General features: G+C 75.0%; 20 protein-coding genes and 1 pseudogene. 10 read left to right on the top strand and 11 right to left on the bottom strand.

The window, feature by feature from the left end; translation table 11 throughout:
- The gene (locus EV374_RS31665) at positions 1–1203 is read right to left on the bottom strand and encodes a PP2C family protein-serine/threonine phosphatase (protein ID WP_132240838.1); all 1203 of its coding nucleotides are present in this window, start codon (positions 1201–1203) and stop codon (positions 1–3) included.
- A gap of 91 nt (positions 1204–1294) precedes the next feature.
- Entirely contained in the window at positions 1295–2746 is a 1452-nt protein-coding gene (locus EV374_RS31660; protein WP_132240837.1) for a glycoside hydrolase family 3 N-terminal domain-containing protein, read from the bottom strand.
- Positions 2747–2912: 166 nt separating this feature from the next.
- On the opposite strand from EV374_RS31660, the gene EV374_RS31655 reads away from it, so the two are divergent.
- Positions 2913–4088 carry an ROK family transcriptional regulator gene (locus tag EV374_RS31655; protein ID WP_132240836.1) on the top strand — a complete coding sequence of 392 codons (1176 nt, stop codon included), beginning with the start codon at positions 2913–2915 and terminating at the stop codon, positions 4086–4088.
- A 165-nt stretch (positions 4089–4253) separates the two neighbouring features.
- Here EV374_RS31655 and EV374_RS31650 read toward each other — a convergent pair whose 3' ends face one another.
- Entirely contained in the window at positions 4254–5267 is a 1014-nt protein-coding gene (locus tag EV374_RS31650; RefSeq protein ID WP_132240835.1) for an ABC transporter permease subunit, read from the bottom strand.
- Positions 5264–6274 (bottom strand): ATP-binding cassette domain-containing protein, encoded by a 1011-nt coding sequence (locus tag EV374_RS31645; RefSeq protein ID WP_132240834.1) that lies wholly within the window; start codon positions 6272–6274, stop codon positions 5264–5266. Before EV374_RS31645 ends, EV374_RS31650 begins: the two co-directional genes overlap by 4 nt.
- A gap of 130 nt (positions 6275–6404) precedes the next feature.
- Here EV374_RS31645 and EV374_RS31640 point away from each other — a divergent pair, with 130 nt between their 5' ends.
- Positions 6405–7199: an ABC transporter ATP-binding protein gene (locus tag EV374_RS31640; RefSeq protein ID WP_357578102.1), complete on the top strand. Its 795-nt coding sequence runs from the start codon at positions 6405–6407 to the stop codon at positions 7197–7199.
- A 98-nt stretch (positions 7200–7297) separates the two neighbouring features.
- The gene (locus EV374_RS31635) at positions 7298–8194 is read left to right on the top strand and encodes a ribokinase (RefSeq protein ID WP_132240832.1); all 897 of its coding nucleotides are present in this window, start codon (positions 7298–7300) and stop codon (positions 8192–8194) included.
- A 19-nt stretch (positions 8195–8213) separates the two neighbouring features.
- On the opposite strand, the gene EV374_RS31630 is transcribed toward EV374_RS31635, so the two are convergent.
- Positions 8214–9569 carry a BTAD domain-containing putative transcriptional regulator gene (locus tag EV374_RS31630; RefSeq protein WP_132240831.1) on the bottom strand — a complete coding sequence of 452 codons (1356 nt, stop codon included), beginning with the start codon at positions 9567–9569 and terminating at the stop codon, positions 8214–8216.
- 184 nt (positions 9570–9753) lie between these two features.
- Here EV374_RS31630 and EV374_RS31625 point away from each other — a divergent pair, with 184 nt between their 5' ends.
- Complete coding sequence (locus EV374_RS31625; protein WP_486486067.1) at positions 9754–10344, top strand: hypothetical protein; 591 nt, start codon at positions 9754–9756, stop codon at positions 10342–10344.
- Between the two features lie 11 nt (positions 10345–10355).
- Here EV374_RS31625 and EV374_RS31620 read toward each other — a convergent pair whose 3' ends face one another.
- Together EV374_RS31620 and EV374_RS31615 are read right to left on the bottom strand one after the other, a co-directional pair.
- Positions 10356–11105: a hypothetical protein gene (locus tag EV374_RS31620; protein WP_132240830.1), complete on the bottom strand. Its 750-nt coding sequence runs from the start codon at positions 11103–11105 to the stop codon at positions 10356–10358.
- A 57-nt stretch (positions 11106–11162) separates the two neighbouring features.
- Complete coding sequence (locus EV374_RS31615) at positions 11163–11642, bottom strand: DUF6232 family protein (protein WP_132240829.1); 480 nt, start codon at positions 11640–11642, stop codon at positions 11163–11165.
- A gap of 614 nt (positions 11643–12256) precedes the next feature.
- Here EV374_RS31615 and EV374_RS31610 point away from each other — a divergent pair.
- Positions 12257–12658: a nuclear transport factor 2 family protein gene (locus EV374_RS31610; protein WP_132240828.1), complete on the top strand. Its 402-nt coding sequence runs from the start codon at positions 12257–12259 to the stop codon at positions 12656–12658.
- Here the strand turns inward: EV374_RS31610 and EV374_RS31605 are convergent.
- The gene (locus tag EV374_RS31605; RefSeq protein WP_132240827.1) at positions 12655–13131 is read right to left on the bottom strand and encodes a DUF6232 family protein; all 477 of its coding nucleotides are present in this window, start codon (positions 13129–13131) and stop codon (positions 12655–12657) included. The two genes, EV374_RS31610 and EV374_RS31605, sit on opposite strands and share 4 nt — an antisense overlap.
- Positions 13132–13230: 99 nt before the next feature.
- Here EV374_RS31605 and EV374_RS31600 point away from each other — a divergent pair, with 99 nt between their 5' ends.
- Both EV374_RS31600 and EV374_RS31595 read left to right on the top strand, forming a co-directional pair.
- The gene (locus EV374_RS31600; protein ID WP_132240826.1) at positions 13231–14004 is read left to right on the top strand and encodes an enoyl-CoA hydratase-related protein; all 774 of its coding nucleotides are present in this window, start codon (positions 13231–13233) and stop codon (positions 14002–14004) included.
- Between the two features lie 118 nt (positions 14005–14122).
- A complete protein-coding gene (locus EV374_RS31595; RefSeq protein ID WP_132240825.1) occupies positions 14123–15745 on the top strand; it encodes an acetolactate synthase in 1623 nt (540 codons plus the stop codon).
- 45 nt (positions 15746–15790) lie between these two features.
- Here EV374_RS31595 and EV374_RS31590 read toward each other — a convergent pair whose 3' ends face one another.
- From EV374_RS31590 to EV374_RS31580, 3 genes are read right to left on the bottom strand one after another with little or no spacing between them, the layout of a single operon-like run.
- Complete coding sequence (locus EV374_RS31590; RefSeq protein WP_132240824.1) at positions 15791–16225, bottom strand: PLD nuclease N-terminal domain-containing protein; 435 nt, start codon at positions 16223–16225, stop codon at positions 15791–15793.
- 27 nt (positions 16226–16252) lie between these two features.
- Entirely contained in the window at positions 16253–16600 is a 348-nt protein-coding gene (locus tag EV374_RS31585) for a DUF202 domain-containing protein (RefSeq protein WP_132240823.1), read from the bottom strand.
- Positions 16597–16980, bottom strand: a complete 384-nt coding sequence (locus EV374_RS31580) for a DUF202 domain-containing protein (protein WP_132240822.1) — start codon at positions 16978–16980, stop codon at positions 16597–16599. Before EV374_RS31580 ends, EV374_RS31585 begins: the two co-directional genes overlap by 4 nt.
- Before the next feature lie 40 nt (positions 16981–17020).
- Between EV374_RS31580 and EV374_RS31575 the strand changes: the two genes are divergently transcribed.
- The 3 genes and pseudogenes from EV374_RS31575 to EV374_RS31565 all read left to right on the top strand — a co-directional run.
- The gene (locus EV374_RS31575) at positions 17021–17818 is read left to right on the top strand and encodes a GNAT family N-acetyltransferase (RefSeq protein ID WP_132240821.1); all 798 of its coding nucleotides are present in this window, start codon (positions 17021–17023) and stop codon (positions 17816–17818) included.
- A gap of 2 nt (positions 17819–17820) precedes the next feature.
- A complete protein-coding gene (locus tag EV374_RS31570) occupies positions 17821–18228 on the top strand; it encodes a hypothetical protein (RefSeq protein ID WP_132240820.1) in 408 nt (135 codons plus the stop codon).
- Between the two features lie 366 nt (positions 18229–18594).
- Positions 18595–18686: pseudogene (locus EV374_RS31565) on the top strand (electron transfer flavoprotein subunit beta); the annotation flags it as partial.

Genomic DNA, 18686 nt, shown 5'->3' with positions numbered 1-18686 from the left:
TCAGGGCTCCGAGTTCGCCGACGCGGCGGCGGACCACTCGACCAGCAGCAGGGTCGCGTCGTCCTGGCGTGTCCCGCCCTGGTGCTCCGTCACCGCTTGGCTGAGGCGGCGCAGCGTCTCCGCCGCCGGCCGCCCGGAACCGATGTGCCGTTCGGCGAGGTCCGCCAGGCGGGAGAGCCCGAACATCTCGCCCGCCGCGTCGCGCGCCTCGGTCACTCCGTCGGTGTGCAGCAGCAGCCGGTCGCCGGGCTCCAGCCGGGTCCGCGCCACCTCGACGCGGCCGTCGGTCAGGCCGAGCGGGAGCCGGCGGCCCCCGGTCAGCTCCTGCACGGCCCGTCCCCGGCGCAGCAGCACCGGCGGCGGGTGCCCCGCGTTGACGTACCGCAGCGTTCCGGACCCCGTGTCGAACTCGGCGAGCACGGCGGTGACGAACCGCGCGTCGTCCCACTGGCCGGCAATGGCGGCGTCCACCGCCCGGACCAGGCCGGGCAGGTCCGAGCCGGCACGCCGGGCCGCCCGCAGCGCCGACAGCGCCACCGAGGTGGTGAGCACCGCCGGCAGGCCGTGCCCGACCCCGTCGAGGATCGCCAGCGTCAGGGTCCCGCCGTGCACCGCGTAGTCGAAGGCGTCGCCGCCGACCTCGTAGCAGGGCTCGAGCAGGGCGCTGACCACCGCCTCCGAGGTCGCGAAGGTCAGCGGCGGGAGCAGGTTCCAGAGCAGCTCGGCGGAGACCCCCATCGGCCGGCTGCGCCGCGCCCGGTGCAGGACGTCCCCGTAGTCCCTCTTGCTGGTGACCAGGTGCCCGACCAGCCCGGAGATGAGCCGGCAGCCGTCGCGGAGCGCCCCGTCGGCGAGGTCGGCGTCGGCCGGGGGGAACACCTCCAGCAGCCCCAGCCGGTCGGTGCCGTTGACGATCGGCACCCACAGCCGGGGCGGTGGCCCCTGCCCCGAGTGCACCTCGACCTGGGTGAAGGCGCGTCCCGCGAGGCTGGTGTCGATCGGCAGCACCTCCGGCGCCGCCCGCCTCGTCCCGGGCAGCGGGCGCAGGCCGTGCTGCTCGGCGTCGACCAGGTACACGGTCGCCGTCACGCCCAACGGCCGCAGCGCGGCGTCGACCGTGGCCGCGAGCTCGTCCGGCGGCAGCCGGTGGGACCGGGACACGAGGTCGGCCAGGGCCCGGTGCCATGGGTCGGTGGCGGTCATGCTGTCGCATACCCCGGGCGGGCCCGGTCGAAGCCGGCCCGGCCCGCCCGGGAGTGACCGCCACCTGCCGGCGCGTACCCGCGGTGCCGCGTCAGCCGGTCAGGCCGAGCACCTCGGCGGCCGCACGGCCGCAGGCGTGGCTCGCGCCGTACGTGGTGACGAACGCCCGGACGCCGGCCGGACGCCACCGGGAGGGCCAGCCCATCTCGACCACGGTCACCGGGTGCTCGGCGGCCAGCGCGGTCACCAGGTCCGCGCCGCCCGGCAACCGGTGCAGATGGCGGCCGACCAGCACGATCGGCCGGTCCCCGGCGAGCTGGCGCAGGGCGGCCGGCCCGGTCTCGGTGGCGACGACCCGCAGCTCCTCCGTGCCGTCCAGGTGCGGGCCGAGGCCCCACGGCACCCGCCCCTCGGCGATGGTCGACGCGGCGTGCAGCTGGACGACCAGCGGGCGGTCCAGGCCGGTCAGTTCCCCCTCCACCCGTACGGCGCGCCGCGCCGCGGCGTACCCGAGTCCGTCGGGGGCGGCCGGCGTCGCGCCGGCGGTCCGGGTCCAGGCGGCGAGCGCGGCGGCGCGGCCGGCCGCCTCCTCCACCCGCGAGCGGTCCAGGCGGCCGTCGCCGAGCGCGCCGACGATCTCCGCCACCACCCGCTCGACCAGCTCGGCGTCGACCTGGGCGCCGATGCAGAGCAGGTCGGCGCCGGCGGCCAGGGCCCGGACGGCGGCCGGGCCGACCCCGCCGGCGGCCACCGCGGCGCCCTTCATCTCCAGCGCGTCGGTGATGACCGTGCCGGTGAAGCCGTACTCGCCGCGGAGCAGGTCGACCAGGACCGCCCGGCTGAACGTGGCGGGGCCGTCGCCGGTCAGCGCCGGCACCCGGATGTGGGCGGTCATCACGGCCCGCGCGCCGGCCTCGACGACAGCGGCGAACGGCGGCAGGTCGCGCCGGCGCAGCACGTCGAGCGGCACGTCCACGGTGGGCAGTTCGTGGTGGGAGTCGGCGACCGTCGCGCCGTGGCCCGGGAAGTGCTTGGCGCAGGCGGCGACCCCGGCGGCCTGGAGGCCGGTGACGGCGGCGGCGGAGTGCGCGGCGACCCGGGCCGGGTCGGCGCCGAACGAGCGGGTGCCGATCACCGGGTTCTCGTCGGCGGTGTTCACGTCCACGGTCGGCGCGAGGTTGACGGTGACGCCGAGGGCGGCCAGCTCCGCGCCGATGGCCTCGTAGACGCGGCGGGTCAGCGCCACCTCGTCGATCGCGCCGAGCGCCGCGTTGCCCGGGTACGGGCTGCCGGTGGCGTGCGCCAGCCGGGTGACGTCGCCGCCCTCCTCGTCGATCGCGATCAGCACGTCCGGGCGACCGGCCCGCAGGGCGGCGGTGCTCGCCGCCACCTGCCCCGGGTCGTGGACGTTGGTGCCGAACAGGGTGTGCCCCGCGAGCCCCTCGGCGACCAGGTCGACCGCCCAGCCCGGGGGAACCGGCCCCGGGTACGCGGCGAGCAGCGTGCCGAGCGCGAGCCGGCGCAGTCCTGGATCCAGCCCCACGTGATCTTCCCCTTTCGTCCCCGCGGCACGGAAGTCGTACCGGCGGGGGTCGGTGACGTACCGGGTCGGCCGACCACCCCGCTCCCGGGCGGCCGATACGCTGTCGGCTACCCGCTCGCAGGTCGGTTTACAGTTAGCAAGGTTTACCAAAACTAGAGGACGTGGCATGAGTGCGACCCGGCTGCCCGGCACCCCCCGCCTGTTGCGGGCGCTGAACGACCGCGCGGCGTTGGAGCTGCTGCTGGAGCGGGGGCCGCTGACCCGGGCCCGGCTCGGCGAGCTGACCGGGTTGTCCAAGGTCACCGCCTCCCAGCTCGTCGAGCGGCTGGAGGAGCGGGGCCTGGTCACGCGCGTCGGCGAGCAGGCCGGCGGGCGGGGGCCCAACGCCCAGCTCTACGCCGTGCGGCCCGGCAGCGCGCACGTGGTCGGGGTGGACGTGGGCGCCGACCGGGTGGTCGCCGCCTGCGCGGACATCACCGGGGCGGTGATCGGCCGCGTCGAGCAGTCGACCCGCGACACCGACGACCCCGTCGGGGTGGTGCACAACGCGGTCGTCCAGGCCGCGAGCAGCGCCGGGGCGCAGCTGTCGAGCGTACGGCGGATCGTGCTGGGCACCCCGGGCCTCGTCGACCCGGGCACGGGCGACATCACGTTCGCCTTCAACCTGCCCCGCTGGCACACCGGTCTGCTCGCCGCGCTGCGGGACGACCTGCACACCCCGGTGGTCTTCGAGAACGACGTGAACCTGGCCGCCGTCGCCGAGGCGCAGTCGGGCGCGGCCCAGGGGCTGACGGACTTCGTGCTGGTCTGGGTCGGCGCCGGCGTCGGCCTGGCGATCGTGCTGGGCGGCCGGCTGCACCACGGCAGCAGCGGCGCCGCCGGCGAGATCGGCTACCTGCCGGTGCCCGGGGCGCCCATCCCGCGCGACGTGTCCCGTCGGGCGAAGCCGGCGTTCCAGCAGCTGATCGGCGCGGACGCGGTCCGCGACCTGGCCCGCGCGCACGGCTACCCGGACGACAGCGGCGCGGTCGCGGTGCGGGCGGCGGTGGCCGACGGCACGGCGGGCGGTCCCATGCTCGACGAGGTGGCCCGCCGGCTGGCGCTGGGCGTGGCGAGCACCTGCGTGGTGCTGGACCCGCCGCTGGTGGTGCTCGCCGGCGAGGTCGGCCAGGCCGGCGGGGCGGCGCTGGCCGAGCGCGTGCAGCACGAGGTCGCGGCGATCACGCTGGTCCGTCCCCGGGTCGTGCCGACGGGGCTGACCGAGGAGCCGATCCTGCGGGGTGCGCTGCGTACCGCGCTGGACGCCGTCCGTGACGAGGTCTTCGGCTCGACCGTCGGCTGACCGGGGCCGGCCGCCCGCCGGCGCGGACCGCGCGCCGGACCCCGCCGACCAGGGTCGGCGAGGTCGGCGGCGGCCCGGCGTCATGTGAAGGAATATTTCATCGCGGGCCCGGACACTGCAAGGTCCTGCCGCGCCCGCGCCCGCACCGTCGACGACGGACGGGCGTCACATCAGGTCGCGGCGGCGGAACGCCACGAAGGCGGCGGCGGCCAGCGCGCCGGTCAGCCCGAGCAGCAACACCAGCGCCGGCTGCCAGGTCACCACGTAGAGGCCGTCGCAGGAGTGGGAGACCCCGTTGTCGCACGCCCGGTAGTCCCAGAACTCGACCCGGCCGTTGAGCAGGGCGGCGGCGTAGCTGGAGAGCATGTACCGGTCCACCTTGACGACCTCCAGGATCTCCATCACCAGCCGGGCGCCCAGCTCCCACACCACCATGTAGCCGGCGATCGCGCCGAGCGCCGCCGAGGTGTGCCGGCCCAGGGTGGCGACGGCGAACCCGACCACGGTGAGCAGCAGCACCAGCAGCATGCCGCGCCCCCAGTTCGCGCCCAGCGAGCCCCAGAACTCCCCGTCGAGCCGCCCCGGCCGCCCGGCGACCTGCGCGATCAGCCAGAACGTCCCGAGGTACGCCGCCGAGGCCAGCACGGACAGCAGCGCCGTCCCGCCGAGCAGCGTGCCCAGCTTGGTGCCGAGCACGGTCATCCGCCGGGGACGCCAGAGCAGCAGGTTGACCACGCCACCGGAGTTCAGGTCGGCGCCGATGTAGGAGGCGCCGACCAGGAAACCGAAGAGCGCGAGGAAGGCGATGAGGAAGTAGAGCAGCGGCTTGGCCTCCTCGGCGAAGGTGAACACCCCGGCGAGGTAGTCGGATGCCACGGGCGCCCGCTCCATCAGGGCCGGGTCGACCTCGCTGCAGTCGTCGGGGACGTACTCCTGCACGTCGTCCGCCTGCACGACGCCGCGCTGCCGGTCCAGGCAGAGCTGGTGGGTGCGCTCCAGCTCGCTGCGCGCCGCGGCGGCGGCCTGCTGGGCGTCGAAGACCTCCTGGGCGGTGGGCCGGTGGGAACTCGCCAGGGTGGTCGCCGCCGTGACGCCGAACGCGAGCACCAGCAGGACGAGCATGAGCTGCACGAAGCGCCGGGCGCCGAGACGCTCCAGCTCGGCACGGACCAGGTTCACGCGTCCACTCCCCGCTCGTCGAGGTCGATCACCGTTTCGGAGGCCCCGCCGTCGGGCAGCACCGAGTCGTCCACCTGCCGGGGCAGCGTCGGGTGCGTCGCCGTGCCGGTCAGTTCGAGGAAGGCGCTCTCCAGGTCGGGCCGCAGCGGGGTCAGCTCGCGCACCCAGAGGCCCGCCTCGCCGAGGGTGCGGCTGACCTCGGTGGCGTCGTCCACGTCGCCCACCACCAGGTGGTCGTCGTGGCCGGTCGCCGCCAGCCCGGCCGCCGTCAGCAGCTCCACGGCCCGCTGCGGATCGTCCACCCGCACCAGCAGCTCGTGCCGGTCGAAGCCGGCCAGCACCTCGTCGACGCGCCCGGCGGCCACCCGCCGGCCCCGCGAGATGATCGTCACGTGGTCGCAGATCAGCTGGATCTCGGCCAGGATGTGGCTGGAGACCAGCACGGTCACGCCCGCCTCCGCCAGCGAGCGCATCAGGTCCCGCATCTCCCGGATGCCGGCTGGGTCCAGGCCGTTCGCCGGCTCGTCCAGGATCAGCAACTCCGGGTCCTTGAGCAGGGCGGACGCCACCGCCAGCCGCTGCTTCATGCCCAGCGAATAGCCCTTGACCCGCTCGTCGCCCCGGTCGGACAGGCCCACCTGCTCCAGCACCTCGTCGACCCGGGCGACCGGCACCCCGCCGGCCCGGGCGAGCAGGCGCAGGGTGCGGTGGCCGGTGAAGTTGCCGAAGAACTGCGGGCTCTCCACGATCGCGCCGACCCGCCCGGCCACCAGGGGCAGCCCGTCCGGCGAGGGGACGCCCAGCACCGTCATCCGACCCGCGTCGGCGCGTACCAGCCCGAGCAGGGCGCGCAGCGTGGTGGTCTTGCCCGACCCGTTGGGGCCGAGGAAGCCGTGGATCTGGCCGGCCTCCACCAGCAGATCGAAGCCGTCGACCGCCACCCGTCGGCCCTGCCGCACGCTGTGGAAGGTCTTGCGTAGCCCTTCGATCTCGATGACCGCGCTCATCCGCGCGGCTCCCTGCTCCGACCGGGCATCGACCGTCCTCCGCTTGTGGTGACCAACGACACGGCGCCCCACCCTATGGCCGGGGCGCCGCCCGTGGGGGGCGCCCCGCGTTGCGTGGTTGGATGGTCGGGTGACTGGGGACGAGGATCTGGTGGTCAGCCTCGACGGCGTCGGCGTACGCCGGGCTGGCACGGCGCTGCTGCACGACGTCGACTGGCGGGTCGAGCTGGACGAGCGCTGGGTGGTGCTCGGGCCGAACGGCGCGGGAAAGACGACCCTGCTCAACCTCGCCGCCGGGCGGCTGCACCCGACCACCGGCACCGCCCACGTGCTCGGCGAGCGGATCGGCCGCACCGACGTCAACGAGCTGCGGACCCGCATCGGGCTCTCCACCGCCGCCCTCGCCGAGCGGGTGCCCGCCGACGAGCGGGTCAGCGACGTCGTCGTCACGGCCGCGTGGTCGGTGCTGGGTCGCTGGCGGGAGAGCTACGACAGCAGCGACGAGGCCCGGGCCCGCGCCCTGCTGGGCCAGCTCGGCATCGGCGGCCTCGCCGAACGCGCCTACGGCACCCTCTCCGAGGGGGAACGCAAGCGGGTGCAGATCGCCCGCGCGCTGATGACCGACCCGGAGCTGCTGCTGCTCGACGAGCCCGCCGCCGGGCTCGACCTGGGCGGGCGCGAGGACCTGGTCGCCCGCCTGGCCGAGCTGGCGTACGACCCGGACGCCCCGGCGCTGGTGCTGGTGACCCACCACGTGGAGGAGATCCCGCCCGGCTTCACCCACGCGCTGCTGCTGCGCGAGGGCGGCGTGGTGGCGCAGGGGCTCCTCGACGACACGCTGACCGGGGACAACCTCTCCAAGACCTTCGGTCTGCCGCTGGTGGTCGAGCGCTCCGGCGACCGGTTCACCGCCCGCGCCGCCTGACCGACGCCCCGGTCCAGGGCGGAAGCCGCCGCCTGGGCCCTGGGCTTCGCGGGGTCCTAGACTTCGCCGCAGCGCAACCCGGCGGCGAGGAGGTGGCGATGCGGCAGACCCGGGTCGTCGTGGTGGGCAGCGCCAACATGGACCTGGTGGGCACCGCCCCCGCCCTGCCCCGGCCGGGGGAGACCCTGCTCGGCACCGACTTCGTCATGGTGCCCGGCGGCAAGGGCGCCAACCAGGCCGTCGCCGCCGCCCGGGCCGGCGCCTCCTGCGCCTTCCTCGGGGCGATCGGCTCCGACTCGTTCGGCGTCACCCTGCGGGCGCGGATCACCGCCGCCGGGGTCGACACCGGGCAGCTCCGCACGACGTACGGCACGTCGGGCGTGGCGCTGGTGATGGTCAACGCCGAGGGCGAGAACGCGATCCTGGTCAGCCCGGGGGCCAACGCCTCGATGACCGGCCTGACCGAGCCCGAGCTGACCGCCGTACGCGGGGCGGACGTGCTGCTCGCGCAGCTGGAGATCCCGGTCGCGACGGTGACCGAGGCGGCCGTCGTCGCCCGGGCGGCCGGCACCCGGGTGGTGCTCAACGCCGCCCCGGCCGTGCCGGTGCCGCCGGAGCTGCTGGCGGCGACCGACCTGCTGGTGGTCAACGAGACCGAGGCGCAGGCGCTCACCGGGCGCGGCCGGGACGAGCCGGCGGCCCTGCTCGACCTGGCGCCCCGGGCGGTGCTCACCCTCGGCGCGGAGGGCGCCTGGTATGGGGACCGGGACGGCACCGCCGTGCACGTGCCGGCGGTCAAGGTCGACGTGGTGGACTCCACGGCCGCCGGGGACGCCTTCACCGCCGCGCTCGCCGTGGCCTGGGGCGAGGGCCGGGACGTGGTCGACGCGGTGCGCTGGGCGGCGGCGGCCGGGGCGGCGTGTGCCCGCCGGCTCGGCGCCTCCGTGGCGCTGCCCACCCGGGCCGAGATCGACGAGCTGTACGTCCCCGGCTGATCCGGTCTACCCGCGCGCGTCAGGCGCTCCGGCACGGTGCCTGCGCGGCCGGGCGCCCGCAGGTTCCCAGGCTGCACCAGCGGCGCAGGCCGCTCTCGTCGAGGAAGAGCCATCCGCACCGCTCGTCCGAGCAGGCGCGGACGGTCAGCCGACGCGGGTCGGCAAGCAGCGCGGCGGCGCTCCACGCGGCGGCGTGCACGGGCAGCCGCAGCCCGGCCGAGAGGTCCGTCCACCACCGCCCCCGGCCGTCGGTGTCCCGCCGGAACACCAGCGTCCCGGCGGCGGCCTCGGCGGCCCGCGCGACGGCGTCGAACGCGTGCCGGTCGTCCGGGTCGGTCAGGCAGGCGTACAGGCGGGTGCGGAGGGCGCGGGCCTCGTCGAGCGCGGCGGCGGCCTCGCCGGGGTGGCGCCGTGCGAGGACGAGGAGCCTGCTCACGGCGGCGTCGTCGGCCAGCCCCACGTGCCCGGCCCAGACCGCCAGGGTCCGGTAGCCGCGCAGCCACTCCGAGCCGGGCAGCGGTGGCTCGTGTCCCCAGCCGGCGAAGGTGTTGCAGAACTCCAACGCCGGATGCCCACCCACGCTCCACGGCAGGCTCTCGCCGTGGACCCGTACCTCGTACACGGGCCGGTCGGGCCGGTCGAGGCGGTGGTCGTCACGGAGGATCCGCCGGTGCACCTCCCGCAGCCACATTCCCGGCTCGACGCCGAGATCGGCCACCAGCGTCCGCCGGGCCGTGCGGAACAGCAGCAACGCGTCGGCCTGCCTGCCGGCCCGGTACAGCGCGGTCATCAGCGCCGCGACGAGCCGTTCCCGGGTGGGGTACCGGGAGACCAGCGGGGTCAGCTCGGCGACCACACGGGCCTGCTGGCCCAGCGCCAGCCGTGCCTCGGACCGCAGCTCGAGGCCGGTGAGGTGGAGTTCCTCGATCGGGCCGTCGAGCCGTGCGCGCAGTTCGTCGTCGGCCGTGTCGGCGAGTAGCGGGCCCCGCCGGAGGCCCATTGCCCGGTCGAGCAGCCGCACCCGCTCGGCCGGGTCGGTGACGCCGCCGGCCCGGTGGACGAGGCCGGTGAACTCGCCGACGTCGACCCGGTGCCCGTCGGGTTCCACGAGGTAGCCGTCGCCCCGGGTGCTGATCCGGACCCGGTGCGGGGACAGCGCCGCCCGGAGCCGTCCGATGTAGGTGTGCACGGCGCCGCGGGCGGAGGCGGGCGGCTGACCGTGCCAGAGCAGGTCGATCAGCCGGTCGGTGCCGACCAGGTGGCCCGGTTCGAGCAGGAGGACGCCGAGGATGCACCGTTCCTGACGGCGGCTGCCGAGCTCGACCGGCTGGCCGTCCTGGCGCGCTTCGAAGGGGCCGAGCAGTCGGAAGTCCATACCCGCTAATACCACCTCACCGCCGCCGGGGGGTTGTCGGCCGGTGAGCCGCTGGTGACCGCGCGGGCACCGGCGGGGCCTGGCGGCGACGACGGTGGTGCGACCGCGGGCCCGGCGGTCAGGACGTGGTCAGCGCCGCCGGTGACCCTGGTTCGACCGACCGTCGAGAACAGCTGGAGTGACCATGCGTTGGTGTACGAGCATCGGAACCTTCCTGGCCGCCGCCGTGTTCGCCGTGACCCCGGCGACGGGGGCGTCCGCCGCCGGCAGCGGCGCGTCCCCGGGCCCCGCCGGTGCCGCCGCGCCGGCCGAGGTCGCCGCCGCCCTCGCCGAGGCGAACCGGCTCGGCGGCTGGGTGCCGGCGCCGCAGGAGGCCTTCGAGATGCCCGCCGGGGCGCGCTGCGACTTCGCCGTGCGTGTCCGACCCGTCGTCGACGAGGTCCGCAAGCTGGTGTTGGAGACGTACCCGGGCGGTGCGCCGAAGCGGGAGTTGTACACCGGTGCGCTCCTCAGCCAGGTGACCAATCTGGAGACCGGGGCGACGAGCCTGGCGGATGCCAGCGGCACCTCCCTGGTGACCTACGGCACGGACGGCTCGATGACCTGGTACGTGCTCGGGCCGGTGCTGCTCGGGTTCCGGGAGAACGCCGGATCGCTGCCGCGCGGCCTGTGGCTGGTGGACGGGGTGTTCCGGGTGGAGTTCACCCCGACGTACGACAAGACCATCACGATGGTGCGCGGCAGCACGCACGACGTGTGCACCGACGTGGCGTGAGCGCGTCCCGGTCACGCCTCGGCGTCGTCGGTGAGCTTCTCGCCCCGGCGGCGGAGCATGCCCAGCCCGGGGATGCCGGCGACGGCGAGCTTCAGGTCGCGGGTGACGTCGAGCAGGTCGTGCAGGTCTGGGCCGACCCGGTCCAGGGTGGCCAGGATCGGCAGGATGTCCGCGGTCAGATGCTGCTTGAGCTTCGGCAGCTCGTCGACGAGCCGGATCGCGGCGTTCACCTCCTCGTGGCTGAGCTGCTCGACGAAGCGGTTCGCCATCGGGGCGCCCCGGCGCAGCGCCGGCTCGTACGCCGTCAGCAGCTCGGCGGCGGTCGCCGCGGCCTCCGCCGCGGTGCCCACGGTGCCGGCGGCCCGTACGGCCACCGCGTCGGCCTCGGCGACCACCGCGCCGGCCGTGCGGGACACCTTTTCCGCCTCCCCGACCACGACGGCCGCCGCGGCGGCCACCTCGGTGGCCGTCTCGATCGCGGTGGTCGCGGCGGCGCTGATGACGGCCACCTCCCGTACCGCGCCCTCGGCGTCGGTGAGCACCCGGTCGGTGCGGTCGAGGGTCTGCTCGATCCGGTCCACCACGCCGTCGATGCGGTCCACCACGCCGTCGACCCGCTTCAGCAGGGCCTCCACCGAGTCCAGCACGGCGAACGCGCGGGCCGGCACGGCGGCGAACGAGGCCGCCGAGCCGAGGGCCTGGTCGAGGGCGGAACGGGTCAGACCGACGACCGCGGCGGGCCGGGGGAGGGGAATCACCATGGCACCAAGTGTGCGTCGCCCGCGCCCGCGCCGCCGGACAGGGCGGTGGGAGCGGGGTCAGGAGTCGGTGTACTGCTCGACCGCGCGCTGCACCGCCCGGTATATCTGCCCGAACCGCAGCGCGTCCGGGGTGCGCAGCAGCAGCACCTCCCGGCCGTGGTGCTGGACCCAGAGCTCGTGCACCTTGCTGCCTCGCTCGTAGGAGCGGTCGAGCCAGCCGAGCGGGATCTCCAGGAAGGGGGCGAGGGCCAGCGCGCCGACCACGCACGCGGCGAGGATGATCAGCGCCAGCTGCCACTCGCCCCGGTCCTGCGCCGACCAGGCCAGCGAGAGCACGCAGACCACCGCGACCAGGGGAGGAAGCGAGAGGAGCAGGACCAGGACGCCGCGCCCCAGCACCCGCCCCCGTACCGCCAGCGTCTTCGGCCCCTGCGCATGCCAGACGTACGTCACGTCGGCGATCGCCACGGCGTGGCCCCCGGCCCGGATCGACTCCGACGTCACCTGCACCGCGTCGTCCCGGTAATAGATGGTCATCACTAAGCCTAACCACTGTGGCGCGGGCGAGGCGGTGTCGGGCGGGGCCATGCCGCGCGAGGTGGTGCCAGGCGGGGCCGCGTCGGGCGGAGATGGCGTCGCGTCGGCCCTATCGAGCTGAATCGTCTATGACATCGCCCTGCGGGTCGCTGGCGCTCGTCGGGAGGCCGGACCGGCTGAGTCGTTTACGTCATCAGCTCGAAAGGACGCGCGCGAGGCGCACCCGCCGCTGCCGTGCGACGGGTGCGCCTCGATCTGCCTCCGGACCTGGTGCCCACCGCAACGCATTGGAACGCCACCCCAACGGCGTCGAAGCGGCGTTGGAGCGCCACGCAAGGGTGTGGGAGTGACCCCGGAGGCCACGGAGCCCGCCCGGGCGGCTGTCGAGCTGCCCCGTTCATGGGACTGCTCGGGGCGTGCGAGCCAGGGGTCGACCGGCGTGCCTGCCCCATCGGGCGGGGCAGCTCGACAGCGCGGGCGGTAGCTCACCGGGCCCGACGAGGGGCCTTGAGGCCCGCCTTGCCAGCGCGTCTTCCGGGGGCGGTTCGGGCGGCACCGGCCGTTCGGGCGGCCGGGGCGGTGCCGGGCCGTTCGGGGCGGTACCGTGACCGGTCATGACGGAGCAGGAGCGCAACGTCGAGGTGGTCCGCCGCTACCTGCGGACCTTCGTCACCAAGGACCTGGCGGAGCTGCGCGAGGTGGTCGACGAGGACGTGCTGATCTACGGTTCCGGCACGTCGGTCCGGGGGCGGCACTTCGTCGAGGGGGCCGTCACCTCCCCGGGGCTGACGGTGCTCGACCAGGAGATCGTCGAGATCTTCGCGGCCGGCGACCGCGTGGTGGTGTCGCTGGCGCAGACCTACCGGCGGGACGCGACCGGCGCGACGGCGGTGCAGAGCGCCTGCAAGATGTACCGGCTGGCCGGTGGCCGGATCGTGCAGTTCTGGGGCGAGCAGGACCTGTTCGGGTTGCTGCGCGGCCTGGGCATGCTGCCGGACGGACCGATCGGGTTCTAGCGGCGGCGGGGCGACACGGGCTGGCCCGCCTCGACGGCCCGCTGCACCGCCCGGTAGATCTGGCCGAAGCGCAGCGCGTCGCCGGTGCACAGCAGGCGCACCGGCTGGCCGCGCCAGCGGGCCCAGATCTCCAGCTGCCGGCTGCCCCGGGCGTACGAGCGGTCGAGGTGCTCGAAGAGGAAGTCGGCGACCGGGCCGACCGCGAGCCCGATCAGCACCGAGGCGCCGACGATGGCGATGGTGACGGTGAGGGAGCGGCCCAGCCAGAGCGCGAACGCGATGCCCAGGGCGGCGGCGACCAGGGGGCCGGCGAGCGCCGCGCCGATCGCGCCGCGCCCGACGAGCACCCGCCAGGACCGGCTGCCGCGCTGGTGCCAGACCATGCTGATGTCGGCCAGCCGGAAGGTCCGGCCGTCCACCCGGACGGCGGTCGAGGTGACCTGCACGGACCTGTCGTCGTAGTACGTGATCATGGCGGTACTCCCGGTGGCGGGCCTGAGACCACACTACTTACCCCAACGATCCGGGCCGTAAGGTTGGCACGCGACTTCGACGAGGAAGTGAGGGCCAGCGTGGGCGAGTTCGTGCGGTTGGAGACCAGGGACGGCATCGGCACCATCCGGCTGGAGCGGCCGCCGATGAACGCCCTGAACACCCAGGTGCAGGAGGAGTTGCGCGCCGCCGCCGCGGCGGCGACCACCGACCCGGGCGTCCGCGCCGTCATCGTGTACGGCGGGGAGAAGGTCTTCGCGGCCGGCGCGGACATCAAGGAGATGGCCGACATGTCCTACGTGGACATGGCGGACCGGGCGGCCGACCTGTCCAGCGCGCTCGGCGCGATCTCCCGGATCCCCAAGCCGGTCGTCGCCGCGATCACCGGCTACGCCCTCGGCGGCGGCTGCGAGCTGGCGCTGGCGTGCGACTGGCGGGTGGTGGCCGAGGACGCCAAGCTCGGGCAGCCGGAGATCAAGCTCGGCATCATCCCCGGCGCGGGCGGCACCCAGCGGCTGGCCCGTCTGGTCGGCCCCGCCCGTGCCAAGGACCTGATCATGTCCGGCCGGATGGTCGACGCCCAGGAGGCCCTGCGGATCGGCCTGGCCGACCGGGTCGCCCCGGCGGCCGAGGTCTACGACACCGCCGTCGAGCTGGTCTGCCCGTACCTCACCGGTCCGGTGCAGGCCCTGCGCGCCGCCAAGCTCGCCGTCGACGCCGGTCTGGACATGGACCTGAACTCCGGCCTGGCCTGGGAGAGCCAGCTCTTCGCGGCGCTGTTCGCCACCGAGGACCGGCGCGAGGGCATGGCGGCGTTCGTGGCGAAGCGCAAGCCGGACTTCACCGGTCGTTGACGGGCCCGGGCCGGCGGGGTAACCCGCCGGCCCAGGCACCGAGTCGAGAACTGTTCACATTCCGCCTACCGGTGAGTAGCGTGTGACTCCGGCCAGGCGGACGAAGGGGAGAGCGGCGATGACGGAGCGGATCGAAGGTCACGGCGGGGAGCTCGCACTCGCGGCGCTGCGTGCGTACGGGGTGCGGGAGATGTTCACCCTCTCCGGCGGGCACGTCTTTCCGCTCTACGACGCCGCGCACAAGACCGGCTTCCCCCTCTACGACGTACGGCACGAGCAGTCGGCGGTCTTCGCCGCCGAGGCGGTGGCGAAGCTCCAGCGCCGACCCGGCCTCGCCGTGCTCACCGCCGGCCCCGGCGTCACCAACGGCATCTCCGGGCTGACGAGCGCGTACTTCAACGCCTCCCCGGTGCTGGTGCTGGGCGGCCGGGCCCCGCAGTTCCGCTGGGGCTCGGGCAGCCTCCAGGAGATGGACCACCTGCCGCTGGTCGCCCCCGTCACCAAGCACGCCGAGACGGTGTTCAGCCCCGACGACATCCCGCGCGCGGTGACCGCGGCGCTGACCACCGCGCTCACCCCGCACCGGGGCCCGGTCTTCCTCGACTTCCCCCTCGAGGCGGTCTTCTCGGTCTCCGACGCCGAGCTGCCCGCGCTGCCGGGCATCGCGCCGGTCGAGCCCGACCCCGACGAGGTGGCGAAGGCGGCCGGCCTGGTCGCCGCCGCGAGCCGCCCGGTGATCATCGCCGGCTCCGACGTCTACGCCGGGGACGCGGTCGACGCCCTGCGGGCCGCCGCCGAGTCGCTCCAGGTGCCGGTCTTCACCAACGGGATGGGCCGGGGGGCGCTGGCGCCGGAGCACCCGCTCGCCTTCGCCAAGGCCCGTCGCGTGGCGCTGCGTGGCGCCGATGTCGTCGTGGTGATCGGCACCCCGCTCGACTTCCGGCTCAGCTTCGGCGACTTCGGCGACGCCCGGGTCGTGCACATCGTCGACGCGCCCAGCCAGCGGGCCGCGCACGTGCAGCCGGCCGCCGCCCCCGCCGGCGACCTCCGCCTGATCCTCACCGCCCTGGCCGACCACCCGGGCGACCGGGCCGACCACGCCGACTGGATCGCCGAGCTGCGTACCGCCGAGGACGCCGCGAAGGCCCGCGACGCCGAGGAGATGTCCGCCGAGACGGACCCGATCCGGCCCGCCCGGGTCTACGGCGAGCTGCGCAAGGTCCTGGCCCGCGACGCCATCACCATCGGCGACGGCGGCGACTTCGTCTCGTACGCCGGCCGCTACCTGGAGCCCGCGCAGCCCGGCACCTGGCTCGACCCCGGCCCGTACGGCTGCCTGGGCACCGGCATGGGCTACGCGATGGGCGCCCGGGTCAGCCACCCCGACCGGCAGATCTGCGTCCTCATGGGCGACGGCGCGGCCGGCTTCTCGCTGATGGACGTGGAGTCCCTCGCCCGGCAGAAGCTGCCCGTGGTGATCGTGGTCGGCAACAACGGCATCTGGGGCCTGGAGAAGCACCCCATGCGCGCCATGTACGGCTACGACGTCGCCGCCGACCTCCAGCCGGAGCTGCGCTACGACCACGTCGTGAGCGCCCTCGGCGGGGCCGGCGAGACGGTGGCGAAGGCGGGCGACCTCGGCCCGGCGCTGCGGCGGGCGTTCGACGCCGGCGTGCCGTACCTGGTCAACGTGCTCACCGACCCGGCCGACGCGTACCCCCGCTCGTCGAACCTGGCCTGAGCCGGGCCCGCCGCCGTCGCCGGGAGGCCGGCGACGGCGGCGGGCTCAGGACGCGGGGGTGGACCCCTCGGGCCGGTCCTCCTCGCGCGGCGGCTCGCCGTCGCGCCGGCGCATCTCGTCCTCGCGGCGCCGCAGGTCCTCCTCCCAGCGGCGGAACAGCTCGCCGTCCTCACGCCGGGAACGCTCGCCGAGCGAGCGGAGGAACTCGGGGTCGTCGTCGGGGGCGACCGGGCGGGGCCGCTCCCGGGGCGGCAGCAGCCGACCCTTCGGCGTTGCGCCGGCGGGCCGCCCGGGGACGCGCTCGCGCCCGGCGGCGAACCAGGCGAGGGAGCCGAGCAGCGGGAAGAAGAGGATGATCAGCACCCAGGCGATCCGGGGCAGGGCTTTGATCTCGCCCTCCTCGGCGGAGAGGCAGCTGATCAGCGCGCAGACGGCGAGGACGATCTGCACGACGAAGAAGAGGACGTAGAGCCGGGCCATGCGTCAATCATGGCGCACCGGGCCCCGTCAACCCAGGCCGCTCGCCGCCAGGAGGGTGCCGAGCAGCGCGAAGCCGGCCGTGGCGAGGGCGACCAGGGGCAGCGACCGCCCGTAGCCGGGGAGCGGACCGGTGCCGGTGGCCCGTCGCCAGCAGACCGTCAGCGCCGCGCCCCAGCCCAGCACGGCGACCCCGGCGACCAGCGCGCCGAGCGTCCCCTCTGCGGCCGGGCCGGTGAGCGCGAGCCGCACGGTCAGCACCATGACCACGGTGAGCGCCAGCGCCGTACGCCGCCAGGCCAGCCGGGTCCGCTCGGGTTGCAGCCCGGGGTCGCGCGCCGGCCGGTCCCGCCGTGGCGGCTCCGTCTGGTGGTTCACGGGCCGCCGACCGCCCGGGCCAGCACGGCCGCGACCAGCAGCAGCGCGCCGAGGCCGACGGCGAGGGCGAGCACCGCCGGGAAGCGCGAGGCGGGCAGCTCCTCGCCGAGCCGGATGGCCCGCTCCGTACGCGCCCAGTGGTCGACCGCCCGCACGGCGACCGTGCCGCCGAGCAGCAGCAGCGCGATGGCGACCACCTCCCGCAGGTGCGCCTGCGGCAGGAACTGCGCGGCGGCCAGCCCGCCCGCGACCAGCGCCAGCCCGGTACGCAGCCAGGCCAGGAAGGTCCGCTCGTTGGCCAGCGAGAAGCGGTAGTCGGGGGTGCTGCCCACCGCCCGCAGCTCGCGCGGGTCGAACCACCGCCTGATCGCCTGCCACACGTGGTCATTATCCGTTTTCGGTCGGCCGTAGCCTCGAGTGATGACCGATCTTGATGCCCGCACGTTGCGAGACGCCTACGACGCGCAGATCCGCCCGGAGATTCCGGACCCGCTGCCGGCCGGGGTCACCGTGGAACGGGACGGCCCGCTGGTCCGCGTCCTCGGCCTCGACCATCGCGGCTTCCTCACGTACCGCACGCTGGACGGGCTCGCCGGGGCCGAACTGGACGCGTTGATCGCCCGGCAGGTGGAGTTCTTCCGCCGGCGCGGCGAGGCGGTGGAGTGGAAGCTCAACGGCCACGACCAGCCGGCCGACCTGCCCGATCGGCTGCGCGCCGCCGGGTTCGTCGCGGAGGCGGAGGAGACCGTCGTGGTCGGTCCGGTCGCGGCACTGGCCGCCGCCGTGCCCGTGCTGCCCGAGGGGGTACGCCTGCGCGAGGTCAGCGCCCGGGAGGACCTGGCGCGCATCGCCGCGATGGAGGAGGCGGTCTGGCACGACGACCGCAGCCACCTGGTGACCGGTCTGGCGCGGGAGATCGAGGCTGACCCGCAGTCCATCACCGTCGTCGTCGCCGAGGCGGACGACACGGTGGTCAGTGCCGGCTGGGTCCGTTACCAGGCGAACACCGGCTTCGCGACCCTCTGGGGCGGCTCGACCCTGCCGCGGTGGCGGCGGCGGGGCATCTACCGGGCGCTGGTCGCGTACCGGGCGCGCCTGGCCGAGCAGCGCGGCAGGACGCTGCTCCAGGTGGACTGCTCGCCGGAGAGCCGGCCGATCCTCCAGCGGCTCGGTCTCGTCCCGGTCACGACCGCCACCCCGTACGTCTACACTCCGTGATCATGGAGCAGCGGTTGACGGCCGAGGAGCGGCTGACCCTCAAGACGGGCGCGTTCGGGGCGGTGTTCCTGGTGGCCAACGCGGATCCGGGGATGCTCGCCCTGTTCCGGGAGAGCTTCGCCGCCTCCGGTGCGATGGCCGACAGCAGCGGGGTGGTGAAGGAGGCGCTGACCAGCGGTCCGCTGCCGAAGCTGCCCCGGGACTCGGCGCTGGAGATCGAGGCGGTGGTGCTGCCGGCGCTGGGCAGTTCCGTGCGGATCCTGCGGGACAAGTCGCCCGGGGACGTGGCGGGCTACCGCGAGGTCGTGCTGTCCGCCGCCGAGCGGGTGGCCGCCGCGCACCGGGGGGTGGCCCCGGCCGAGGCGGCGGTCATCGAGCGGATCCGGGACGCGCTCGATCAGCCGGCGTGAGCCGGGTCGGCGACCAGAGCGCCCGGACGGTGGCCCGGACGCAGCGGTCGCGGAGCCGGCCGCAGGCGCACCGGTACGCCTCGGGCCGCGTCCGGCGGCAGCGGTGCCGCGTAACGTCGGGATGGCCTTCGCTGGCTTTTTCTGACATTTTGTGACACCTCCCGATTCGTCAGATTACCCGCCCGCGGGGTCGTTCGTGAGCTGTGTCACCCTGAGGTCGCCGAAGGCAGATGCTACTGGCAGGTAACATTGCGCCGTGGGCAACTGCACAGCACCGCGCGGTTGACCGGCGTCAACGGACGCGCGAGGCTGCGCCCCAGACCGGGCGAGCGATCGCAACACCAACAGGAGGGTCGTCGAAGCGCGATGAACATCGTCGTACTCGTCAAGCAGGTGCCCGATTCGGGCGCGGACCGCAGCCTGCGTGCTGACGACAACACCGTCGACCGCGGTTCGGC

The sequence above is a fragment of the Micromonospora sp. CNZ303 genome (assembly GCF_004345505.1).
Note: the sequence above shows the minus strand (reverse complement) of the source record. Positions and strands in the feature narration are given on the sequence as shown.